This is a genomic window from Pseudomonas sp. ADAK7 (assembly GCF_012935675.1).
Classification (GTDB): domain Bacteria; phylum Pseudomonadota; class Gammaproteobacteria; order Pseudomonadales; family Pseudomonadaceae; genus Aquipseudomonas.
This window is the reverse complement of sequence record NZ_CP052861.1, coordinates 231522-252644: the sequence shown is the minus strand read 5'-3', so window position 1 is coordinate 252644 and position 21123 is coordinate 231522. Positions and strand designations below refer to the sequence as shown.

The following is a 21123-nucleotide window of genomic DNA, read 5'->3' as shown; positions in this document are numbered from 1 at the left end:
AACGTCTCTCTTAATGAATTCAGGTTCAGATGGCCATGCTGTCGACGACGCCGCCGTCAACCCGCAACGCCGCGCCGGTGGTGGCCGAGGACAGTGGCGAGGCGATGTAGGCCACCAGGTTGGCGACTTCGGCCACGTCGGCCACGCGCTGGATGATCGAGCTTGGGCGAGCCTTGCGCACGAAGGCGTCGGCTTCTTCCCGGGCGCTGCGGCCGGACTCGGCCGTGGCGTCCTTGAGCATCTGCTCCAGGCCGTCGGTGAAGGTCGGGCCGGGCAGGATCGCATTGACGGTGACGCCGGTGCCAGCCAGACGTTTGGCCAGGCCGTGGGACACCGCCAGGTTGGCGCTTTTGGTCACGCCATAGTTGATCATGTCGGCCGGAATCGCCACCCCGGATTCCGAGGACAGGAAGATCACCCGGCCCCAGCCGTTCTTGACCATTTCTGGCGTGTAGTGCCGGGCCAGGCGCACACCGGAGATCACGTTGACTTCATAGAAGCGCGTCCACTCGCTGTCCGGCGCGTCGAAGAAATCCACTTCATTAAAGATGCCGAGGTTGTTCACCAGGATGTCCGCCCGAGGTTCGGCGGCGAACAGTTGTTCAGCGCCTTCAGCGGTACCGAGGTCGGCGGTCAGGCCACGCACTTGCGCGCTTGGCACGCTTTGACGAATGTCCGCCAATGCTTGCTCGAGCTTGGCCGAGTCGCGGCCGATCACCACCACCGTGGCGCCGGATTCGGCCAGTGCCTTGCTGATGCCCAGGCCAATGCCGGCGGTGCTGCCGCTGACGATGGCGAGTTTTCCAGTCAGATCGATTTTCATGCCACACCTCCTGGCAATGGAGCCCGTTCGGAAATCAGTTTTGCGCCGCGCAGCGCCTGCCAGAAAGCCGCAGGAATCACCTCATTCAACGCCGCCACATCTTCAGCAATCCGATCAGGACGGCTGGAACCCGGAATCACCGCCGCCACCGCCGGATTCGCCAACGAGAACTGCAACGCCGCCGCTTTGATGCTGACGCCATGGGCCGCCGCAACCTTCTTGATCTGCTCGACCTTGCTGATGATCGCCGGGCTCGCCTTCTGGTATTCGAAGTGTGTACCGCCGGCCAGAATGCCCGAGCTGTAAGGGCCACCGACGACGATTTCTACGTTCTGCGCCAGCGCCGAATCCATCAGGCGTTGCAACGCACGGTCATGGTCCAGCAGCGTGTAGCGACCGGCCAACAGGAAGCCGTCCGGCTGGGCTTCGGTCAGATCCAGGGTCAATTCGCACGGCTCGACCTTGTTCACGCCCAGGCCCCAGCCCTTGATCACGCCTTCTTCACGCAAACGGGTCAACACTTTGAACGCACCAGTGCGGGCCTGATTGAAGTATTCCAGCCATTGATCGCCGTAAAAGTCCTGAGCGATGTCGTGGACCCAGACGATGTCCAGCCGATCGGTTTGCAGGCGCTTGAGGCTGTCTTCGATCGAACGCATCGTGGCGTCGGCGCTGTAGTCGTTGACGATTTTGTTCGGGCGACCGTGTTCGAACACGCCGGCCTTCTCGCCGAGATCACGGGCGGCGGTGTCTTCGACTTCGTCGAGAATCACCCGGCCGACCTTGCTGCTGAGCACGTAGTCGTCGCGCTTGTACTGGGCCAACGCGGCGCCCAAACGAATTTCCGACAGGCCCGAACCGTAAAACGGTGCGGTGTCGAAGTAACGCACGCCGGCATCCCAGGCAGCGTGCACGGTGGCCATCGCCTCTTCTTCCGGGATGGCGCGGAACATGTTGCCCAACGGGGCGGTGCCGAAACCCAGCGTGCCGGGCAGTTTGTCTTTCAAGCTCATGGGTAATTCCTCTTGAGTGTCAGTGATCAGCTCATGGGTGACCGTTGAGCAGATCGTAGATTGTCAGGATCGGACCGTCCAAGACATAATGCGCAGCACTTGAGTCCCTATAGGTCTGACATGATCGACATCCGCCAATTGCGCTACTTCGTCGCCGTCGCCGAGGAAGAACACGTCGGTCGCGCCGCCGAACGCCTGCACATTTCCCAGTCGCCCCTGAGCCGGCAGATCGCCCAGCTCGAAGAACGCCTGGGCCTGACCCTGTTCGAACGCAGCCAGCAACGCATTCGCCTGACCCGCGATGGCCAGACCTTTCTCGCGGAGACCCGCGCCTTGCTGACCCACGCCAATCGCCTGGAATCCCTCGGCAAACGCCTCGGTCGTGGTGAAGAAGGCGGGTTGTGCATCGGCTACATCGAGAACGCCATGCACGCTGGCGTGTTGCCGAACGCCTTGCGCGTGTTGCGCGTGGAGCGGCCGAATGTGCATGTGGCGCTGTACAACCTGAGCTCTGCCGAACAATTGGAAGGCCTTCGCCAGCGTAGTCTGGATATCGCCCTGGTCAGTGAACCACCCGTCGCCGACGACCCGGATTTGCAGGGTTTCCAGGTGCTGGACGACCCGATGCTGCTGGCCTTGCCTGATGATCATCCGCTGGCGCAGCAGGCGGTATTGACGCCCGAAGACCTCGCCAATCAAGAATGGATCGGCGTGCAACAGCACCATAATCTCGCCAGCCGCGAAAACTTCGTCAGCGCCTGCATACGCGCCGGCTTCACCCCGGACATCCGCATGGAGGCCACCGGCCCCTTCACCGCATTGGCCCTGGTGGCTTCGGGACTGGGCATCGCCATGATTCAGAAAGGCCTGAGCCGCAACGCACCACCCGGCGTCGTCCTGCGGGAAGTGCCGTGGATTTGCTTCACCCGGCCGCTGTGGGCGGCGTGGCACCGGATCAATTTGCGGCCGTTGGTGGAGACGTTCAGGAAAGTGCTGACCGAACCGTAATGATCGTTCCTGATCGTTCCCACGCTCTGCGTGGGAATGCAGCCCGGGACGCTCCGCGTCCCTTCCCGGAGCTGGAACGCGGAGCGTCCCTTGAGGCATTACCACGCGGAGCATGGGAACGATCAGTCCAGTATCCGGCTCACTATTCGGTCAGCCAACGCCAGGCAACTGGTCAACCCCGGTGATTCAATACCAAACAAATTCACCAACCCCGGCACACCATGTTCCGCCGGACCACTGATGACGAAGTCAGCAGCCGATTCCGTCGGGCCAGTGATTTTCGGTCGTATACCACTGTAGGCCGGTTGCAGGCTGTCATCCGGCAACCCCGGCCAGTAGCGGCGGATGGCTTGATAAAACCCGTCAGCCCGATGCGGATCGACGCGGTAGTCGATTTGATCAACCCATTCCACGTCCGGCCCGAAACGCGCTTGGCCACCCAAATCGAGCGTCATGTGCACACCCAGCCCGGCACTTTCCGGCGCGGGATAGACCAAGTGCCGAAACGGCGCCCGACCGCTGAAACTGAAATAGCTGCCTTTGCACAATCGCGCGGTGGGAACGTGCTGCGCTTCTAAACCAACAATCCGGCTCGCCACCTCAGGCGCCGACAACCCCGCGCAATTAATCAACTCCCGACAGCTCAACTGCATCGGTTGCGCGCCACCCATTTGCAGTTCAAAACCCTGCTCAATGCAACGCGCCGCCAGCAGCGGCGTATGAAACGCAATCGACGCGCCCGAAGCCTCCGCGTCCCCTTGCAGCGCCAGCATCAACCCATGGGAATCGACAATGCCGGTGGACGGCGACCAGAGTGCGGCGACGCAGGACAGTTCAGGCTCTAACGACAATGCCTGCCCGGCATCGAGCCATTGCAAGTCATCAACGCCATTGCGCAAACCCTGTTCCAGCAACCGTTGCAGCGCTGTTCGCTGATCGTCATCGGTGGCCACAATCAACTTGCCCAACCGCCGATAATCCACCCCGCGCTCATCGCAAAAGGCATACAAGCGCTGCTTGCCCTCGACACACAGCTGCGCCTTGAGGCTGCCGCTCGGGTAATAAATCCCGGCGTGGATCACCTCGGAGTTGCGCGAGCTGATGCCCACGCCAATCCCCTCGCCCGCCTCGACCACGATCACCTCGCGCCCGCTCAAGGCCAGGGCCCTGGCCACCGCCAGCCCGACCACCCCGGCCCCGACCACCACACAATCAATATCGACGCTCACCTGCCCTCCGCTCATTCAAGCCAGACCCCGTTCCCGATAATCGATCAGGCTGGAGAAAATCGCCAGCAGCGCGGCCATGACCACGAAGAAGATCAGCACCAGGAAGTACGAGCCGGTGAACTGCACGATCAAGCCGATCAGGATCGGCACGATCACCCCGGCCATGTTCCCGCAGAAATTCATGGTGCCGGCCAGCACGCCGGTTTTCGAGGTGCCGCCGAGGATCGACGGAATGCACCAGTACATGCCGCACCAGCGAATGAAAAACATCGCCACGCACAGCAGGCCAATCGCCTTGCTCGCCTCAGTCGTATAGGCCACCGCCAACATGCACAGCGCCGCCACCAGTGCCGAACCGCTGAACATGCTGCGCATCACCAGGTTGGGCGAGGCGCCGCTGGACTTCCATTTATCGCCCAGATAACCGCCCACCAGTTCGCCGACGAAACCGCACATGAAGATCAGGAACGTCGCGCCGCCCATGCTGGAAATGTTCAAACCGTGAGTCTGGTGCAAGTAGCTCGGCATCCAGGTCAGCAAGCCGTAGAACACGCTGAGGATGCAGCAGTAACCGGCGAACATCGCCAACACCGAGCGGTCCTTGAGCAGTTCTTTGAGGGCAATGCTGGTCACCGCGCCGGGTTGGCTGGTCTTGCGATTGCCTTCGGTGATGTGCGCCAGTTCCGCAGCGTTGACGCCAGGGTGTTCGCTGGGGTGGTTGCGGATGTATTTCCAGGCCAGCACACCGGCGAGCATGGTGCCGATGCCGGCGATCACAAACGCAATGCGCCACGAGTCAAACCAGCCGATCAGCCCGGCAATGATGATCGCGCCAAACGCGCTGCCCAACGGCGCGCCGCCGTCCACCAGCACCGCGCCGCGTCCACGTTCGTTGGGGGTCAGCCAGGCGCCGTTGAGCTTGGCGCCGGCGGGCATGATCGGCGATTCGGCGATGCCCAGGCCCATGCGCGTGATCAGCAGAATGATCCAGTTGTGCGCGCCAGCGGCCAAAGCCTGGAATGCGCCCCAGGCGACGGTTGCAATGACGATCACGCGGCGGGTCTGGAAGCGATCCAGCAGCATACCGCCGGGAATCTGCATCAACGCGTAAGACCAGAAAAACGCGCTGAGCATCAAGCCTTCCAGCGCCGGCGGGATCTGGAATTCGCTGGAAATCAGCGGCAACGCCACCGACAGAGAGGCGCGGTCGATGTAGTTGATTGCGGTCAGCAGCAACATGATCAGGAAGATGCGCCAGCGTACGCTGGTGGGACGTTCGGTGGCGGCGAGGGAAAGTGTTTCGGCACTCGGATTGTTCATGAGGGGCGCTCTTTATTGTTGTGGATGCAAGCGACCCGATGCCCGTCAACCAACACGCAGGTTTGCGTATGACGGGCATCAGGTAGCAGCCCCACTCTAATGACGCGCCCGACGAGTGAATAATGAGGGGATCTGATTGGGGGATCACCGAACGTCATCCCCCAGATGATCAGAACGTGCCGGGGTAGCTGCCGCCATCCAGCAACAGGTTTTGCCCGGTGAGGAACCCGCCCTGAGCGCTGCAAATGAACGCGCAATAGGCGCCGAATTCATCGGGCTGGCCGAAGCGCTGGGCCGGTACGTGTTTGCGCCGTTGCTCGCTGACGGCTTCAACACTGGTGCCGTTGGCGTCGGCGGCGGCGCTCAGGGTTTTGTGCAAACGCTCGGTTTCGAATGGGCCGGGCAGCAAGTTATTGATGGTCACGTTGTTCCCCGCCAACCGCGACTGCCGCGCGAGCCCGGCGATAAAACCGGTGAGGCCGCTGCGAGCGCCGTTGGACAAACCCAGCACATCAATCGGCGCCTTCACCGCGCCGGAGGTGATGTTGACAATGCGCCCGAAGCCGCGCGCGGCCATGCCATCGACGCAGGCCTTGATCAGTTCGATCGGCGTGAGCATGTTGGCGTCCAGCGCCTTCAACCAATCTTCGCGCTGCCAGTCGCGGAAATCACCCGGTGGCGGGCCGCCGGCGTTGTTGACCAGGATGTCCACCTGCGGACAGGCCGCCAGAACCTGTTCGCGCACCGAGGGTTCGCTGATGTCGCCGATCACGGTGCGCACTTCGACACCGAGGCCACGCAGTTCAGTGGCGGCAACTTGCAAGGCGTCTTCCCCACGAGCGTTGATCACCAGGTTCACGCCCTCCTTCGCCAAGGCCCGCGCACAGGCCAGCCCCAGCCCTTTGCTGGCGGCGCAGACGATGGCCCAACGGCCTGATATTCCTAAATCCATGACGATGCTCCTGACAGTTGGAAAACCCCACGTTACCACCGCCACCTGACGCTTCGGGGGATGACAAACAGTGATCCCCGGATCAGACCTTTTCATTATCAGCCGCCCGCCCCGCTTATTACTGTCTCCCGACCAATAAGAAACCGGAGACACCCATGAACCCGTTCCAGTTTTATTTCCCCACGACCTTGAAGAGCGGTAACGGCCTGGTGCGTCAGGCCGGTGCATTGCTCAAGCCTCACGTTCGAAAAAAACTGCTGGTGGTCACCGATGAAGGGTTGATGGCGTCGGGCGTGATGGAAGGCTTTTTCGCTTCGCTGACTGAAAGCGAGATCAGTTACGAAGTGTTTTCCGGCGTTGAGCCCAACCCTACAACTGACGTGCTGGAGCGCGCCGTCGCGTTCCTGAAAAACCACGACTGCGATTCGGTGATCGGCGTCGGTGGCGGTAGCAGCATCGACACTGCCAAGGGGGTCGCAGCCATGGCCACCAACCCCGGCAACATCCTTGACTACGAAGGCTACGACAAACTGCTGCACCCGCCGCTGCCGGTGTTCGCCATCCCCACCACCTCCGGCACCGGCAGCGAATGCACCGCCTCTACCGTATTCACCAACACCAAAACCCTGTTCAAAACCGTGATCATCAGCCCGGCGCTGTTTCCGAAGCTGGCGATTCTCGACGCTGAACTGACCCTCAAATTACCGCCGTCGATCACCGCCGCTACCGGCATGGACGCCTTGACCCACGCCATCGAATCCTACGTATCGAAGCAGGCCAATCCGGTCAGCCAGGCCCTGGCGCTGCAAGCAATCAAGATGATTTGCACGCACCTGCCCAAGGCGTTTTTCGCCGGCTCGGACTTGCATGCCCGGGAACAGATGCTGCTCGGTTCGTTCCTCGCCGGCGTCGCGTTCGCCCAGTCAAAACTCGGCAACGTACACGCGATCTCCCACACCTTCGGCGGCGTGTTCAACATCCCCCACGGCATCGCCAACGCGACGCTGCTGCCCTATGTCATCGAATACAACCTGGCGGCCTGCCCGGAACTGTTTCGCGAGATCGCCATCGCCATGGGCGAAGACGTCGACGGCCTGAGTCCCGCCCGCGCCGGGTACAAGGTGGTGGAGCACGTGATGGCGCTGAATAAAGCCATCGGCATCCCCGCCAACATCAAGGACCTGGGCGTGGACCTCGACTACATGCCGCAGATGGTCAGCGACTCGATGCGCAGCGGCAACGTGCTGGTCAACCCACGCCTGACCACCGCCGCCGACATCGAACGGATCATCACCCACGCCTTCCACGGCACTCATTCCTGAGAGACGAACCCATGTTTTACGAAATGCGTACCTACACGATCCAGATCGGAAAAATGCAGACCTACCTCAAGCACTTCGAAGCGAACGGCCTGCCGGTGATCTCCCGCTACGCCACGCTGGTGGGCTGGTGGTACACGGAAATCGGCGAGCTGAACCAGGTGATCCATATCTGGGCCTACCCGAGCCTTGATGAGCGGATCACCAAGCGCGCGGCGCTGTATCAGGACCCGGACTGGCTCGAAGGCTTTGTGCCAGTCGCGTTCCCGATGCTGGAAAAAATGGAATCGAAACTGCTGATCGCCGCCGATTTCTCGCCGATCAAATAACCGCCAGACGCCACCGTTCCCCTGTAGGAGTGAGGCTTGCCCGCGAAAGCAGTGTGTCAGGCGACGATGATGCTGACTGACATGACGCCTTCGCGGGCAAGCCTCGCTCCTACAAGAGCCGGTATCGCCTTAAATCCCAGGACAACCCTCATGTGCGACCACAACACCAATAACACCGCCGCCGACCGTTCTCCCGACGCTAAAAAACTCCTCGAAGGCCTGCCCACCAACTGGGGCAAATGGGGGCCGGACGATGAAGTCGGCGCCCTGAATTACCTGCAAAGCGCCGAGGTTCTGCGCGGCATTGCGTCGGTGCGCCAGGGCAAGACCTTCACCCTGCAAGTACAAATCGGCCATCCCAAGGGCGAACCGCTGTGGCCCGGCCGCCGCCCGTCGATGCGGGTCAACGTGCTGGACAAGGGCCATTTCCTGGCCGGTAAAACCCACTTCGACGGCCATGTGGAGTACGCCGACGACGTGATCTTCATGCACCTGCAAGGCTCGACCCAGTACGACGCCTTGGGTCACGTGTGGCACGACAACAAACTGTGGAATGGCTACGACGCCATGAGCACCATCGGCAGCATGGACAAGGCCAGCATCCTGCCGATTGCCGAGCGCGGAATTGTCGGGCGCGCGGTGTTGATCGACATGGCCCGCCATCGCGGCAAAACGGTACTGGACAAGGGCGAAACCTTCACCCACCTGGACTTGCTGGCGGCAGCGAAAGCCCAGGGCATCGAGATCGAGAAGCGCGACATCCTGATCATCCGCACCGGTTGGATCGGCTCGTTCTACGAGCGCGAACCGGACGAGTTCTACAAGGATTTCGCCGAGCCGGGCCTGACCTTCAGCCGTGAGTTGGTGGAGTGGTTTCACCAGATGGAAATCCCCAACCTGGTCACCGACACCATGGCCAACGAAGTGGCAGTCGACCCGGCCTCCGGGGTGATGATCCCGCTGCATAATGCGTTGATGCGCAACCTCGGCGTGACCTTCACCGAAGTGGCGCTGCTCGATGAACTGGCCAGCGACTGTGCCGCCGACGGCCAGTGGAAATTCCTCTACACCGCCGCACCGCTGAAGATCGTCGGTGGCACTGGCGCCCCGGTGAATCCAATCGTGATCAAGTAATCAGGTCCTGTTGCAGTTCGTTGATCAGCAGGGTCGCCGCCGGAGACAGATCGGCGCCGGCCCGGCTGATCACGCCATAGGGCTCGATCAACGCGCGCAACGACACCGGCAGTTTCACCAGCAAATCGTATTGCTCGCAGAACTCGGCGACTTCCACCGGGATCACCGCCAACAGCGTCGGGTCTTGCTGCACCAGGAGAATGGTGGCGAAGGTCGACGAGGTTTCCAGCGGATAACGCGGGATCTCAAGCCCCGCTTCGTTGAGCTCGCGCTCCAGGGCCTGACGCATCGGCATGTCTTTGGGGTAGACGACCCAGCGGTAATCACTCAATTGCGACAGCTGCAACGATTCGGAACGGGCCAGCGGATGATCCTTGCTCGCGACCACCGCCAAGGGTTCTTCACTCAGCTCGATACAGTCATAAGCGTCCGAGCGTTGGCCGACGCTGGTGCGACAAATCGCCAGATCCAGCCGTCCTTGATCCAGCAGCCCCAACAACGTGGCGCTGGTGTTTTCCACCAGTTCCACCGACAACTCCGGCTGCTTGAGGCGTAACGCGCTCAAGGCCCGGGTCAGCAACGGCACCGCGCCCATGATCACTCCCACCGACAACCGCCCGCCCTGGCCTTGCATGATGCTGAGCATTTCCTCGCGCAGGTGCTCGACATCGCTGTAGATCAGCCGCGCATAACGAATCATGCATCGCCCCATTTCATTGGCCACCAGGCCTTTGGGCTGGCGTTCGAACAGCGGCATGCCAAGCAACGACTCGACTTCATGCAAGGCTTTGGTGGCGCCGGACTGGGAGATCGAAATCTGCTCGGCCGCCTTGTGCAGCGAGCCGCGATCATCGAGGGCAATCAGCAAGCGCAACTGTTTGAGGCGCAAGCGTGAAGCAATGCTGGCGAGGGAAGGAACCATGTCGGTGGGTGCTCGATTCAAGGGACGAATCCGTCTAGGCCCACGCCGGCACGTACCGGCGCGGGGTACGTGGTCAGCTCAGGGGCGCCTTGCTCCACTGGCCGTTGACCAGTCGATTGAGGCCCAGTGGATTAGCGTTTTGCAGCGCCTCGGGCAGGTACTCATCAGGATAGTTCTGATAGCAGACCGGGCGCAGGAAGCGATCGATGGCCAGGCTGCCGACCGACGTGCCACGGGCATCCGAGGTTGCCGGGTATGGGCCGCCATGCACGATGGCATCGCTGACTTCCACCCCCGTCGGATAGCCGTTGAGCAGCAGGCGCCCGACCTTGTCTTCGAGCAGCGGCAGCAGGTCGGCGAAGCGATCCAGGTCTACTGGTTCGGCGATCAGCGTGGCGGTGAGTTGGCCGTGCAGGCTGTCGAGTACGGCGCGCAGTTGTTGCGGGTCGGCGACTTCGACCACGACCGTGGTCGGGCCGAAGATTTCTTCCTGCAACAACGGATCGCCATCGAGTAACAACTGCGCGTCTGCTTTGAACACCTGCGGTTGCGCCTGGGACTCGCCCTGCGGTTGACCGGCCAAATGCTCGACGCCATCGTTATTGGCGATGTGTTGAAGACCGGCGCGATAGCTTTTCAGGGCGCCGGCATTGAGCATGGTCTGCGGCGGTTGCTGGCCCATGCTTTGGGCAAACACCTCGAGGAACTCGCTGAACTGTGGCGAGCGCAGGCCGATGATCAGACCGGGGCTGGTGCAGAACTGGCCGCAACCGAGGTTGATCGAGGCAGTCAGTTCTTCGGCGATTTTGCCGCCCCGGACGCTGAGTGCTTCGGGCAGCAGGATCACCGGGTTGATGCTCGACATCTCGGCAAATACCGGGATCGGTTGCGGGCGTGCGGCGGCCAGATCGGACAAGGCGCGGCCGCCCTTCAGCGAACCGGTGAACCCGACAGCCTTGATGCCGTCAGCCTTGACCAATGCCTGGCCGACACCCGCGCCGTAGATCATGTTAAATACGCCGGTCGGCATGCCCGTGCGTTGCGCGGCACGAACGATGGCGCTGGCCACGTGATCGGCGGTCGCCATATGCCCGCTGTGGGCCTTGAACACCACCGGGCAACCGGCGGCAAGCGCCGAAGCGGTGTCGCCGCCGGCCGTGGAAAACGCCAAGGGGAAATTGCTCGCGCCGAACACGGCGACCGGACCGACGCCGATGCGGTACTGGCGAATATCCAGGCGCGGCAGCGGTGTGCGTTCGGGTAAGGCCTGATCGATGCGCGCACCGAGAAAATCGCCGCGACGCAACACGTCGGCAAACAAGCGCAATTGGCCGGTGGTGCGACCGCGTTCACCGCGAATCCGTCCCTCGGGCAGCGCGGTTTCCCGGCAGACCAGCGCAATGAAATCTCCGCCCAGCCCATCGATTTCCTCGGCAATCGCCTCAAGAAATTCGGCGCGCCGCTGTGGCGATAACTGACGAAACGGCGCAAAGGCCCGCGTGGCTGCAGCGACCGCCAGCGTCACTTCCTGCTCATCAGCCTGATGAAAAACATAGGGCAGCGCCTGCCCGGTGCTGGCGTCGAGGCTGCGTAACGTCTCGCGGCCCAGGGCGCTGCGCTGCCCATCGATAAACTGCTGACCCAAAATAGCGGACATCAAAAACTCCCGCGCCCGCGCTTGGCGGGCGATCACTCGAATTGAAGGGTTACGCCTGTGGCGCACGCTTCACTCTAGGGGTTGGGGTCATGGGCAAACAAAGGACAACAACGGGCCAGGGGATGAGCGTTGGTCATCCCCTGGCCAGCGGTCCGTCAGTGAATGGCGACCGGGTTGATGTTGACCTGGGTCGAGCCCTTGTACAGCGGCTGGCCGAGGACAAACATGAACTCCCAGGCCTTGTCTTTCACCAGCGCGCGGCTGTCGATCAGCTCCAGGTTGTAGATACCGTTCTTGGCCAGCATGTACTGGTTGACCGGGAACTCCTGGCCGTCTTTAGCCGGGTAGATTTCAGAGGCCCAGGTGTCACCGCCGAACGCAACGATCTGCTTGTCCACCAGCCATTTCGCTGCCGACATGCCGATGCCCGGCTCCACCGCGAGGAATTTTTTGTTGTCCTTGCCCAGCAGTTCCAGCCAACCGGTGTTGAACAGCACCACGTCGCCTTTCTGGATGGTGATGCCTTGCAGGTCGAGGGCTTTCTGGATGTCGGCGACAGTGAATTCGGTTTTCTCCGGCACGATCGGCGTGCCGTACACGGCGGTCATGTCCAGCACCACGCCACGGGTGACGATCGGCGGGACCTTCTCGATGCCGAGTTTTTTCACGCCTTCGACGGTGACGAAATCGGCGGCGCGGTTGCCGTTGTAATAGACGTAATCGATGCCGATATGGCCGATGCCGTTAAGCTGGGTGCCGACGCCGGTCCAGCCCACCACCAGTTCATCGTTGAAGGTGAATTTGTTCGGGCCCATGGTGGTGCCACCCGCCTCGCCCGGCTGGACGTTGGTCAGGTTGAAGCTGCGATGACGGAAGGCCGGGAGGGTCTTGTCGATGGGCACGGCCAGCGGGTAGGTCTTGCCGGTCTTGATCAGTTTGGCGGCGTTGAGCACCGAGTCGGCGTTCAACAGATTCAGCGCGCCGATTTCATCATTGGCACCGTATTTCGACGGATACCATTTTTCGGCATCCGCGGCCTGGGCAGCGCTGACGGTGAAGAGCAAGGCGAAAGGCAGTATCAAACGATTGAGCATGGGGGCGTCCTTATGGGGTTGCAGTGCACCCAAGGTACGCAGCCCGTCTGTGGGGAAACAGACAGGTGTGGGCAATACATTAGTTCTGGATTGTCACGAATTGTAGGAGCGAGGCTTGCCCGCGAAAGCGGCGTATCTATAACAATGATGTCGACTGACACTCCGCCTTCGCGGGCAAGCCTCGCTCCTACAGGGATCATCATTAACTGTCATTTACCTGAACAACTTCCAACTTCAACAACCGGGTCCGCAGTTTCTCCATTCAATTGCACTTTAATCCGATATTGAAGGTTGACTTGATCCACCTGCCTGAGTAAATTGCGCGGGCCGGTTTCACAGGCCTTTTTTCAACTCACAAAAGAATCCAATGGACACAGTATCTAGTCGCTGTCGGGTAACTGCGAATTCGCAGGACCTGGCACATAACCCAGAACATGACGGGACTCGACTTTGCGGTCGGGTGAGCTGCGCTAGAGCTTGATGCTCCACCGTAACTTGCCTCGCCGGCGTCAGTCCGGTCCAGAGGTATGTTATGAACTTCAAATTCACTGTAATGCCCGGCGTACGCGCCTTTGCTTCGACCATGCGGGTCCGGCCCTGCCGTGAACGCCCGCTGGAAAAACGGGTTATCGCCCCGTTTTCCAGCCCTTCTTCCCCTGCCACAGCCCATCTGCGGGCCAACTGGCGCGTCTGCCCGATGACCGGCCAGCTTCAGCAACGCTGGAGCCTCGACGACAGCCAGGAACCACCGAGTCGGCGCATCGCGCGCCTGTTCCAGCAGGCGAGCGTGATGCTCGGCCTGCTACTCGGGACGCGCACTTTCAACTGATCTGAAGGCACTTTCATAGTCCTTCCCTTAACGTTTTCCTTAGTTGGAATTCGGCAACTTCTTATTGCCTGTAAAATAGTGGAGTTAGTTATGGACGAAGCCAGTAGACGGTTCGCTGCCCGTTATTATTCAAACAACGGCCAGCGAACATTAAACCCCGAAAACACAACTATCAGAATCGATCGCCTATTGGCGGCTCGACATACGTGCGCTCGTCTTTAATTAGCTGAGGTGCCTGTGTGTCGTGCCGCGAGCCGGCGGCAGGAGCACAGCAATGACCCTTGTAAAAAACGCAAAGAAAGCCACTCAAGGCGCCAGCAGCGACAACGCCAAACTGTCGATGCGCGCCGCCCGGGAAGCGCAGAACGGCCTGGCCGTGACGCTGACCAACCTCAACGCCAGCACCGATGGCCTGACCGAACTCGAAGCCCAGGGCCGCCTCGCCCGCAACGGTCACAACGAAGTGGCCCACGACAAGCCGCCTCACGCCCTGATCCAACTGCTCAAAGCCCTGAACAATCCCTTCATCTATGTGTTGCTGACCCTGGCCGCCATCAGTTTTTTCACTGACTACTGGCTGCCGATCAGCAACGGTGAAGCGGATGACGCCGACCTGACCAAAGTCATCATTATCATGACCATGGTCAGCCTCAGCAGCCTGCTACGGTTCTGGCAGGAATACCGCTCGGCCAAGTCCGCCGAAGCCCTGAAAGCCATGGTCCGCACCACCGCCACCGTGCTGCGCCGCGAGCACAAGGACGGCAAGCCGCTGCTGCGCGAAGTGCCGATGCGTGATCTGGTGGCCGGCGATATCGTGCAGCTCAGCGCCGGTGACATGATCCCGGCCGACATCCGCCTGATCGAATCCCGCGACTTGTTTATCAGCCAGGCGGTGCTGACCGGCGAAGCGTTGCCGGTCGAGAAGTACGACACCCTGGGCAACGTGGCGCAGAAGTCGGCCACCGGAAGCGCGACCGACCAGTCGAACCTGCTGGACCTGCCGAACATCTGCTTCATGGGCACCAACGTGGTCAGCGGCACCGCCAAAGCGGTGGTGGTCGCCACCGGGGCGCGGACCTATTTCGGTTCCCTGGCCAAAGCCATCGTCGGCTCCCGGGTGCAAACCGCGTTCGACCGCGGGGTGAACAGCGTCAGCTGGTTGCTGATCCGCTTCATGCTGGTGATGGTGCCGATTGTGTTCCTGCTCAACGGCTTCTCCAAGGGTGATTGGGGCGATGCGTTCCTGTTTGCCTTGGCCGTGGCGGTCGGCCTGACCCCGGAAATGCTGCCGATGATCGTCAGCGCCAACCTGGCCAAAGGTGCGATGGCCATGGCCAAGCGCAAAGTGGTGGTCAAGCGCCTCAACGCGATCCAGAACTTCGGCTCGATGGACGTGCTGTGCACCGACAAGACCGGCACCCTGACCCAGGACAAGATCATTCTCGAACACCACGTCGACAGCCATGGCCGGCGTGATGATTCGATACTGGAACTGGCGTGGCTCAACAGCCATCACCAGAGCGGTTTGAAAAACCTGATGGACCAGGCGGTGGTGCAATTTGCCAACGCGAACCCGGCATTCCGCGTGCCGTTTGCCTACAGTAAAGTCGACGAATTGCCGTTCGACTTCGTCCGCCGGCGCCTGTCGATCATCGTCAAGGACAGCCGCGACGATCACCTGATGGTGTGCAAGGGCGCGGTCGAGGAAATGCTCTCCATCGCCAGCCACATCAATGAAAGCGGCCAAGTCATCGCGTTGGATGCACAACGGCGCAAAGACCTGCTGGCCTTGGCCAACGAGTACAACGAGGACGGCTTCCGTGTACTGCTGGTCGCCACCCGCGAGATTCCAAAAGCCCAGAGCAAGAACCAGTACAACACCGGCGATGAGCGCGATCTGGTGATTCGCGGCTTCCTGACCTTTCTCGATCCGCCAAAGGAAACCGCCGGCCCGGCCATCGCGGCGCTGCGGGACATGGGCGTGGCGGTCAAGGTGCTGACCGGTGACAACGCCGTGGTCACTTGCAAGATCTGCCGCGAAGTCGGTCTCGACCCGGGCACGCCGCTGCTCGGCCAGGACATCGAGCACATGGACGACACCACCCTCAAGCTGCGCGTCGAAGAACGCACGGTGTTCGCCAAACTGACGCCGCTGCAAAAATCCCGGGTGCTCAAGGCTCTGCAAGGCAACGGTCATACCGTGGGTTTCCTCGGCGACGGCATCAACGACGCCCCGGCGCTGCGCGATGCCGACGTCGGGATTTCGGTGGACAGCGGCACCGACATCGCCAAGGAATCGGCGGACATCATCCTCCTGGAAAAGAGCCTGATGGTGCTTGAGGAAGGCGTGCTCAAGGGCCGCGAAACCTTCGGCAATATCATGAAGTACCTGAACATGACCGCCAGTTCCAACTTCGGCAACGTGTTCTCGGTGCTGGTGGCCAGTGCGTTCATTCCATTCCTGCCGATGCTGTCGATCCACCTGCTGCTGCAGAACCTCATGTACGACATCTCTCAGCTGGCGTTGCCGTGGGACAAGATGGACAAGGAGTTCCTGCGCAAACCACGCAAGTGGGACGCGAAGAACATCGGCCGTTTCATGCTGTGGATCGGCCCGACCTCGTCGATCTTCGACATCACCACCTTCGCCCTGATGTGGTACGTGTTCGCCGCCAACAGCGTGGAAATGCAGAGCCTGTTCCAGTCCGGCTGGTTCATCGAAGGGCTGCTGTCGCAGACGCTGGTGGTGCACATGCTGCGCACCCAGAAGATCCCGTTCTTCCAGAGCACGGCGGCGTTGCCGGTGATTCTGGCGACCGGGGTGGTGATCTGCCTGGGTATCTACATTCCGTTCTCGCCGCTGGGCACGTTGGTCGGGTTGGTGCCGTTGCCGTGGGAATACTTCCCTTGGCTGGTGGGCACGCTGCTCAGCTACTGCGTGGTGGCGCAGACCATGAAGGTGATCTACATCCGCCGGTTCAAGCAGTGGTTCTGATCGCCTGAACACCCCACCCTCTGTAGGAGCGAGGCTTGCCCGCGAAGGCGGCCTCACATTCAACATTGTTGTCGACTGACACACCGCCTTCGCGGGCAAGCCTCGCTCCTACAGGGTGAAGTCACGATCCGGCCTTCGGGTCTTCGATAAATGCAACACGATATAAAGGAGAGTTCTCATGTCGGGAACGACTCTACTGCTCAACCTCGCGGGCGCCATTGCACTGTTGCTGTGGGGCACGCACATGATTTCTTCGGTGCTGTTGCGCGGCTTCGGCACGCCACTGCGCCACTGGATGGGCCGCCACCTGAATAACCGCTGGCTGGCCCTGCTCGCCGGCATCGGCGTCACCGGCGTCTTGCAAAGCAGCACCGCCGTCAGCCTGATGGCCACCTCGTTCACCGCCGCTGGCACATTAGGTCTGGCGCCAGCGCTGGCGGTGATGCTCGGCGCCAATATTGGTTCGACGTTGGTGGTGCAACTGCTCAGCGCTGATATTTCGATGCTGACGCCGATGGTTTTACTGACCGGTCTGATCGTCTTCCGGCTGCGCGATGACTCGCGTTTCGAGAGCATCGGCTGTGCGCTGATCGGCCTGGGATTGATGCTGACCGCCCTGCACATGCTCGGTTCGACCCTGGCCGAAGTCGAGGGCGCACCGGTGTTCCAACTGATCATGCAAAGCCTCGACGGCGATCTGTTGATCGCGTTGCTGGTGGCGCTGATCCTCACCTGGCTCTGCCATTCCAGCGTGGCCGTGGTGCTGCTGATCGTCTCCCTCGCGGCGACAGGCATGCTCTCGGCCACCACCCTCGTCGCGTTGGTGCTCGGGGTGAACATCGGCGGTGCATTGCCGTCAGTGATCAATGCCGGATCGAACGTCGGCCGGCGCCTGCCCCTGGGTAATCTGCTGGTGCGGGCGTTGGGTGCTGCGGTGGTGTTGCCGCTGGCCGGGTGGCTGTCGACCCTGAGCCTCGATCCTTCAGCACTGGTGATTTACCTGCACACCGGCTTCAACCTGCTGCTGGCGCTGGTGTTCATCGGTTTCACCGCCCCCATGGCCAACCTGTTGACTCGGCTGCTGCCGGAACCGGCGCGGGATATCGATCCGGGCATGCCGCGTTACCTCGACGAAGCGGGCCTGGAGATGGCCAGCATCGGCCTGTCCAACGCCGCCCGGGAAGCCCTGCGCATCGCCGACATGCTCTCGGCGATGCTGGCGCGCACGCTGCAACTGTTCCACACCTCGGCGCCAACATGTGCCGATGAAGTACGGCGCATCGATCAATCCACCGATCTGCTCAGCGCGGCGATTCGCGCCTATCTGGCAGACATTGGCCAGGAAGGCATCAGCGACAGCGACGCCGATCGCGCCCAGGAAATCCTCACCTTCGTGATCAACCTCGAACACGCGGCGGACATTCTTTCCAGCAGCCTCACGCAATTGGCCATGCGCCGTTTGCGTCGCGGTGAGCACTTCTCGGTGTTCGAACTGCGTAACATCGCGCCGCTGCACGAAGCACTGCTGGAAAGCCTGAACCTGGCGATCACCGTGTTCCTGCGCGAGGACGTTGCCACTGCGCACCAACTGGTCCAGCGCAAGGAAACGGTGAGGAGACTGGAAGCCGAAGCCAGCCGCGAGCACTTCCGCAAATTGCAGGAGGACAAAAACACCTGGGCGGAATCCGGCGATATTTTCCAGCGAGTCCTGCGCGATTACCGCCGGGTACACCACCACATCGCCGCCCTCGCCTATCCGCTACTGGAACGGGCCGATGAAGATTCGGAAACGGAAAAGGCGGCGTACCCAGTGGGTTAAAAAGCAGAACAAACGAACTCAGCGATACCGCGCGGCCGCCGTGGAGTGGCCGAACGAGCCGCTGAGCACCTGGCGCTGGGCCTCGTAGGCGTCCCATTTCTCGCCTTCATGCAACCCCGGAATCGTCACCACTTCACCGTTGGCCAACCCGGCCAGCGCGGCATCGACCATGTCCTGGGCCGACATCACGATTTCCTGCGGCAGATTCTCCACCGGGTTGCCGGCCTCGCTCCAGAAATCGGTGGCGGTGGCGCCGGGCAGTACAGCCTGGATGCGAACGCCTTTGTCGGCCAGTTCGTGGTGCATGGATTGGCTCAGACCGAGCACGAAGGCCTTGGTCCCGCCGTACACGCCGTTGAGGATTTCCGGGGCGATGGCGACGATCGAGGAAATGTTGATCACGGTTCCCGCACCACGGGCCACGAAGGCCGGCACTGCTGCATACGCCAGGCGCATCAGGGCGGTGACGTTGAGGGTGATCATGTCTTCCATGTCGTCCACCGGGCTGCCAAGCAGCGGCATCACCCCGCCGACTCCCGCGTTGTTCACCAGCAAGGTGATGCTGGCGTCGGTGCGCAGTATGGTTTCGACGCGCAGCAGATCAGCCTTGTCTTTCAGGTCAGCGGCGACCACTTCCACGGCGCGCCCGGTTTCATTGCTCAAATGGTTGGCCAGGGTGTTCAATTTACTTTGGCTGCGGGCCACTAGAATCAAGTCATAGCCTTGCCGCGCAAGACGGTCGGCGTAGACCGCGCCGATGCCAGAAGAAGCGCCCGTGATCAGCGCCGTACCTTTGGATGAAAGTGCCATTTTCAGTTTCCTTCACAGTGAGGCGATCAGTTCGCCGGGTGTGAACCGTTATAAATGGGCTGACGTCTGTCTCAAATGACGTTTAAAGTACGTTTTCAGGACATGACCTTTTTGAGGACACAGCAATGACTTCCGTGGCGTTTGTGGTGTTCGAGGGTTTCCAGTCCATGGCGCTGGCGGCGATGCCGGTGTTTGAGTACGCCAACTTCAGTGCCGGCGAAACCCTGTATGAAGTCAGCGTGTTGTCGGAGGATGGCCGCACGTTGCGTGCCTCCGGCGGCTTGAGCGTGGGTACTGAGGCGTTCGATGAGCGGCTGTTCGACACGGTGATTGTGGTCGGTGGCGACTCCATCCTGCAGCAGGCGCCCACGGCGGTGCTGAGCTACGTGCGCGACAGCGTGAAAACCGCACGGCGCACAGCATCGATCTGTTCCGGGGCCTTTGTGCTGGCCCAGGCCGGTTTGCTGGAAGGACGCCGCGCCACGACGCATTGGGCGTACGCCCGTGAACTGCAAGCTCGGTTTCCGGCGATCAAGGTCGAGGAGGACCGGATCTTTGTGATCGATGGCTCGATATGGACCTCGGCCGGCATGACCGCCGGCATCGACTTGGCGCTGGCCATGGTCGAGAAGGACCACGGCGCCGAACTGGCCCGGGCGGTGGCGCAGAAACTGGTGATGTACCACCGCCGCGCGGGCGGTCAGTCACAGCATTCGGCGCTGCTGGAACTGGAGCCGAAATCCGACCGTATCCAGACTGTGCTCGGCTACGCTCGGGAACACCTGACGTCGGCGCTATCGGTGGAGCAATTGGCGGACGTGGCGCGGCTCAGTCCGCGGCAATTCAGCCGGGCGTTTCGTGCTGAAACCGGGCAATCGCCGGCCAAGGCGATTGAGAATCTGCGCCTGGAAGCCGCGCGGCAGATGCTCGAACGGGGGCGATTGACGCTGGATCAGATTGCCGAGGAGTCAGGTTTCAGTGATCGGCGGCGGATGCGCGAAGCGTTTTTGCGGGCGTTCGGCCAGCCACCGCAAGTCATTCGGCGTAATGCCCGCTCGGCGTGACGATACTTTTAAGCCCCCTCGCCACAGATTTACCGATTGGCTCAAGATTCTCTTAAGTGAACAACTCCTACACTGGTTGTATGCCATGTGTGGAGCTAACCATGAAAATCTCAGCCAAACTGGCGTTCTTCGCCGTCGTTTCCACCCTCGCCTACCTCGGCCTCGCCGTGTGGGGGCTCGGTGGGTTCGCGGCGTTCTTTTCCCATGGCTCGCTGGTGGTGGTGGCGCTGGCCACTGTGGTGATGGCGCTCGCCTCGCTGTTCACCGAGGTCAACCTGAGTTCCGGCGAGCGGGAAGACCGGGTCAATCGCTGGGTGCTGCCGGTGTTCGGCATCATCGGATTGCTCAGCGGTTTTCTGCCGGCCTACACCGACCGCATCGACTTCCTGACCTTTGGTGGCGAAGGCGTGCGTTGGCTCGGTGCATTGCTGTTCATCCTCGGCGGCGCGCTGCGGTTGTGGCCGGTGTTTGTGCTGGGCAAGCGTTTCAGCGGGTTGGTGGCGATCCAGCCGGGGCACACGCTGGTGACGGACGGAATCTATAGAACGCTGCGCAACCCCAGTTACCTGGGGATGATGGTCATTGGCATCGGCTGGGCGTTGGCGTTTCGCTCGGTGGTGGGGCTAGTGTTGGCGGGGTTGACGTTGATTCCGCTGATCGCGCGGATTCACTCGGAAGAGGCGCTGCTGCGGGCGCAGTTTGGCAGTGAATATGAGGCGTATTGCGGCAAGACCTGGCGGCTCATCCCCGGCATTTACTGACCCACCCCCGTCCCCTGTAGGAGCGAAGCTTGCTCGCTCCTACAG

At 61.4% G+C, this 21123-nt stretch carries 18 protein-coding genes; 9 read left to right on the top strand and 9 right to left on the bottom strand.

Going from position 1 to position 21123, the window contains the following annotated elements:
- Nucleotides 1-25: 25 nt before the first annotated feature.
- Nucleotides 26-823, bottom strand: a complete 798-nt coding sequence (locus HKK53_RS01280; protein WP_169368956.1) for an SDR family NAD(P)-dependent oxidoreductase — start codon at nt 821-823, stop codon at nt 26-28.
- Nucleotides 820-1836 carry an aldo/keto reductase gene (locus tag HKK53_RS01275; RefSeq protein WP_169368955.1) on the bottom strand — a complete coding sequence of 339 codons (1017 nt, stop codon included), beginning with the start codon at nt 1834-1836 and terminating at the stop codon, nt 820-822. The genes HKK53_RS01280 and HKK53_RS01275 overlap by 4 nt, the downstream gene beginning before the upstream one ends.
- 120 nt (nt 1837-1956) lie before the next feature.
- On the opposite strand from HKK53_RS01275, the gene HKK53_RS01270 reads away from it, so the two are divergent.
- Nucleotides 1957-2844, top strand: coding sequence for a LysR substrate-binding domain-containing protein (locus tag HKK53_RS01270; protein WP_169368954.1), 888 nt, complete (start codon nt 1957-1959; stop codon nt 2842-2844).
- A 122-nt stretch (nt 2845-2966) separates the two neighbouring features.
- On the opposite strand, the gene HKK53_RS01265 is transcribed toward HKK53_RS01270, so the two are convergent.
- From HKK53_RS01265 to HKK53_RS01255, 3 genes are all read right to left on the bottom strand, one after another.
- Nucleotides 2967-4073, bottom strand: a complete 1107-nt coding sequence (locus HKK53_RS01265; RefSeq protein WP_169368953.1) for an NAD(P)/FAD-dependent oxidoreductase — start codon at nt 4071-4073, stop codon at nt 2967-2969.
- 15 nt (nt 4074-4088) lie between these two features.
- Nucleotides 4089-5393: an MFS transporter gene (locus HKK53_RS01260; protein ID WP_169368952.1), complete on the bottom strand. Its 1305-nt coding sequence runs from the start codon at nt 5391-5393 to the stop codon at nt 4089-4091.
- Nucleotides 5394-5562: 169 nt separating this feature from the next.
- Entirely contained in the window at nt 5563-6345 is a 783-nt protein-coding gene (locus HKK53_RS01255) for an SDR family oxidoreductase (protein WP_169368951.1), read from the bottom strand.
- Nucleotides 6346-6500: 155 nt separating this feature from the next.
- Between HKK53_RS01255 and HKK53_RS01250 the strand changes: the two genes are divergently transcribed.
- From HKK53_RS01250 to HKK53_RS01240, 3 genes are all read left to right on the top strand, one after another.
- Entirely contained in the window at nt 6501-7667 is a 1167-nt protein-coding gene (locus tag HKK53_RS01250; RefSeq protein ID WP_169368950.1) for an iron-containing alcohol dehydrogenase, read from the top strand.
- An 11-nt stretch (nt 7668-7678) separates the two neighbouring features.
- On the top strand, nt 7679-7993 hold the full coding sequence (locus HKK53_RS01245; protein WP_169368949.1) for an NIPSNAP family protein: 315 nt from the start codon (nt 7679-7681) through the stop codon (nt 7991-7993).
- A 150-nt stretch (nt 7994-8143) separates the two neighbouring features.
- Nucleotides 8144-9127 carry a cyclase family protein gene (locus tag HKK53_RS01240; RefSeq protein WP_169368948.1) on the top strand — a complete coding sequence of 328 codons (984 nt, stop codon included), beginning with the start codon at nt 8144-8146 and terminating at the stop codon, nt 9125-9127.
- Here the strand turns inward: HKK53_RS01240 and HKK53_RS01235 are convergent.
- The 3 genes from HKK53_RS01235 to HKK53_RS01225 all read right to left on the bottom strand — a co-directional run bounded on the left by HKK53_RS01235 (nt 9120) and on the right by HKK53_RS01225 (nt 12800).
- Complete coding sequence (locus HKK53_RS01235; RefSeq protein ID WP_169374153.1) at nt 9120-10049, bottom strand: LysR family transcriptional regulator; 930 nt, start codon at nt 10047-10049, stop codon at nt 9120-9122. The two genes, HKK53_RS01240 and HKK53_RS01235, sit on opposite strands and share 8 nt — an antisense overlap.
- Before the next feature lie 73 nt (nt 10050-10122).
- Entirely contained in the window at nt 10123-11706 is a 1584-nt protein-coding gene (locus HKK53_RS01230; protein WP_169368947.1) for an aldehyde dehydrogenase (NADP(+)), read from the bottom strand.
- A 155-nt stretch (nt 11707-11861) separates the two neighbouring features.
- Nucleotides 11862-12800, bottom strand: a complete 939-nt coding sequence (locus HKK53_RS01225) for a cyclase family protein (protein WP_169368946.1) — start codon at nt 12798-12800, stop codon at nt 11862-11864.
- Nucleotides 12801-13332: 532 nt separating this feature from the next.
- Here HKK53_RS01225 and HKK53_RS01220 point away from each other — a divergent pair.
- The 3 genes from HKK53_RS01220 (at nt 13333) to HKK53_RS01210 (ending at nt 18443) form a co-directional block, all read left to right on the top strand.
- Nucleotides 13333-13629: a hypothetical protein gene (locus HKK53_RS01220; RefSeq protein WP_169368945.1), complete on the top strand. Its 297-nt coding sequence runs from the start codon at nt 13333-13335 to the stop codon at nt 13627-13629.
- A 274-nt stretch (nt 13630-13903) separates the two neighbouring features.
- Nucleotides 13904-16624, top strand: coding sequence for a magnesium-translocating P-type ATPase (gene mgtA / locus HKK53_RS01215; RefSeq protein ID WP_169368944.1), 2721 nt, complete (start codon nt 13904-13906; stop codon nt 16622-16624).
- 178 nt (nt 16625-16802) lie between these two features.
- Nucleotides 16803-18443, top strand: coding sequence for a Na/Pi cotransporter family protein (locus tag HKK53_RS01210; RefSeq protein WP_169368943.1), 1641 nt, complete (start codon nt 16803-16805; stop codon nt 18441-18443).
- 18 nt (nt 18444-18461) lie between these two features.
- Here the strand turns inward: HKK53_RS01210 and HKK53_RS01205 are convergent, their stop codons facing one another.
- Nucleotides 18462-19253, bottom strand: coding sequence for an SDR family NAD(P)-dependent oxidoreductase (locus HKK53_RS01205; RefSeq protein ID WP_169368942.1), 792 nt, complete (start codon nt 19251-19253; stop codon nt 18462-18464).
- A 125-nt stretch (nt 19254-19378) separates the two neighbouring features.
- Between HKK53_RS01205 and HKK53_RS01200 the strand changes: the two genes are divergently transcribed.
- Both HKK53_RS01200 and HKK53_RS01195 read left to right on the top strand, forming a co-directional pair.
- Entirely contained in the window at nt 19379-20317 is a 939-nt protein-coding gene (locus tag HKK53_RS01200; RefSeq protein WP_169368941.1) for a GlxA family transcriptional regulator, read from the top strand.
- A gap of 101 nt (nt 20318-20418) precedes the next feature.
- A complete protein-coding gene (locus HKK53_RS01195) occupies nt 20419-21078 on the top strand; it encodes a methyltransferase family protein (RefSeq protein WP_169368940.1) in 660 nt (219 codons plus the stop codon).
- Nucleotides 21079-21123: the final 45 nt, after the last annotated feature.

Bases quoted from the DNA above. Each gene is read 5' to 3' on its own strand.
- HKK53_RS01280 (WP_169368956.1), bottom strand. From the start codon at position 823: ATGAAAATCGATCTGACTGGAAAACTCGCCATCGTCAGCGGCAGCACC.
- HKK53_RS01275 (WP_169368955.1), bottom strand. From the start codon at position 1,836: ATGAGCTTGAAAGACAAACTGCCCGGCACGCTGGGTTTCGGCACCGCC.
- HKK53_RS01270 (WP_169368954.1), top strand. From the start codon at position 1,957: ATGATCGACATCCGCCAATTGCGCTACTTCGTCGCCGTCGCCGAGGAA.
- HKK53_RS01260 (WP_169368952.1), bottom strand. From the start codon at position 5,393: ATGAACAATCCGAGTGCCGAAACACTTTCCCTCGCCGCCACCGAACGT.
- HKK53_RS01255 (WP_169368951.1), bottom strand. From the start codon at position 6,345: ATGGATTTAGGAATATCAGGCCGTTGGGCCATCGTCTGCGCCGCCAGC.
- HKK53_RS01250 (WP_169368950.1), top strand. From the start codon at position 6,501: ATGAACCCGTTCCAGTTTTATTTCCCCACGACCTTGAAGAGCGGTAAC.
- HKK53_RS01245 (WP_169368949.1), top strand. From the start codon at position 7,679: ATGTTTTACGAAATGCGTACCTACACGATCCAGATCGGAAAAATGCAG.
- HKK53_RS01240 (WP_169368948.1), top strand. From the start codon at position 8,144: ATGTGCGACCACAACACCAATAACACCGCCGCCGACCGTTCTCCCGAC.
- HKK53_RS01235 (WP_169374153.1), bottom strand. From the start codon at position 10,049: ATGGTTCCTTCCCTCGCCAGCATTGCTTCACGCTTGCGCCTCAAACAG.
- HKK53_RS01230 (WP_169368947.1), bottom strand. From the start codon at position 11,706: ATGTCCGCTATTTTGGGTCAGCAGTTTATCGATGGGCAGCGCAGCGCC.
- HKK53_RS01225 (WP_169368946.1), bottom strand. From the start codon at position 12,800: ATGCTCAATCGTTTGATACTGCCTTTCGCCTTGCTCTTCACCGTCAGC.
- HKK53_RS01220 (WP_169368945.1), top strand. From the start codon at position 13,333: ATGAACTTCAAATTCACTGTAATGCCCGGCGTACGCGCCTTTGCTTCG.
- mgtA (WP_169368944.1), top strand. From the start codon at position 13,904: ATGACCCTTGTAAAAAACGCAAAGAAAGCCACTCAAGGCGCCAGCAGC.
- HKK53_RS01210 (WP_169368943.1), top strand. From the start codon at position 16,803: ATGTCGGGAACGACTCTACTGCTCAACCTCGCGGGCGCCATTGCACTG.
- HKK53_RS01205 (WP_169368942.1), bottom strand. From the start codon at position 19,253: ATGGCACTTTCATCCAAAGGTACGGCGCTGATCACGGGCGCTTCTTCT.
- HKK53_RS01200 (WP_169368941.1), top strand. From the start codon at position 19,379: ATGACTTCCGTGGCGTTTGTGGTGTTCGAGGGTTTCCAGTCCATGGCG.
- HKK53_RS01195 (WP_169368940.1), top strand. From the start codon at position 20,419: ATGAAAATCTCAGCCAAACTGGCGTTCTTCGCCGTCGTTTCCACCCTC.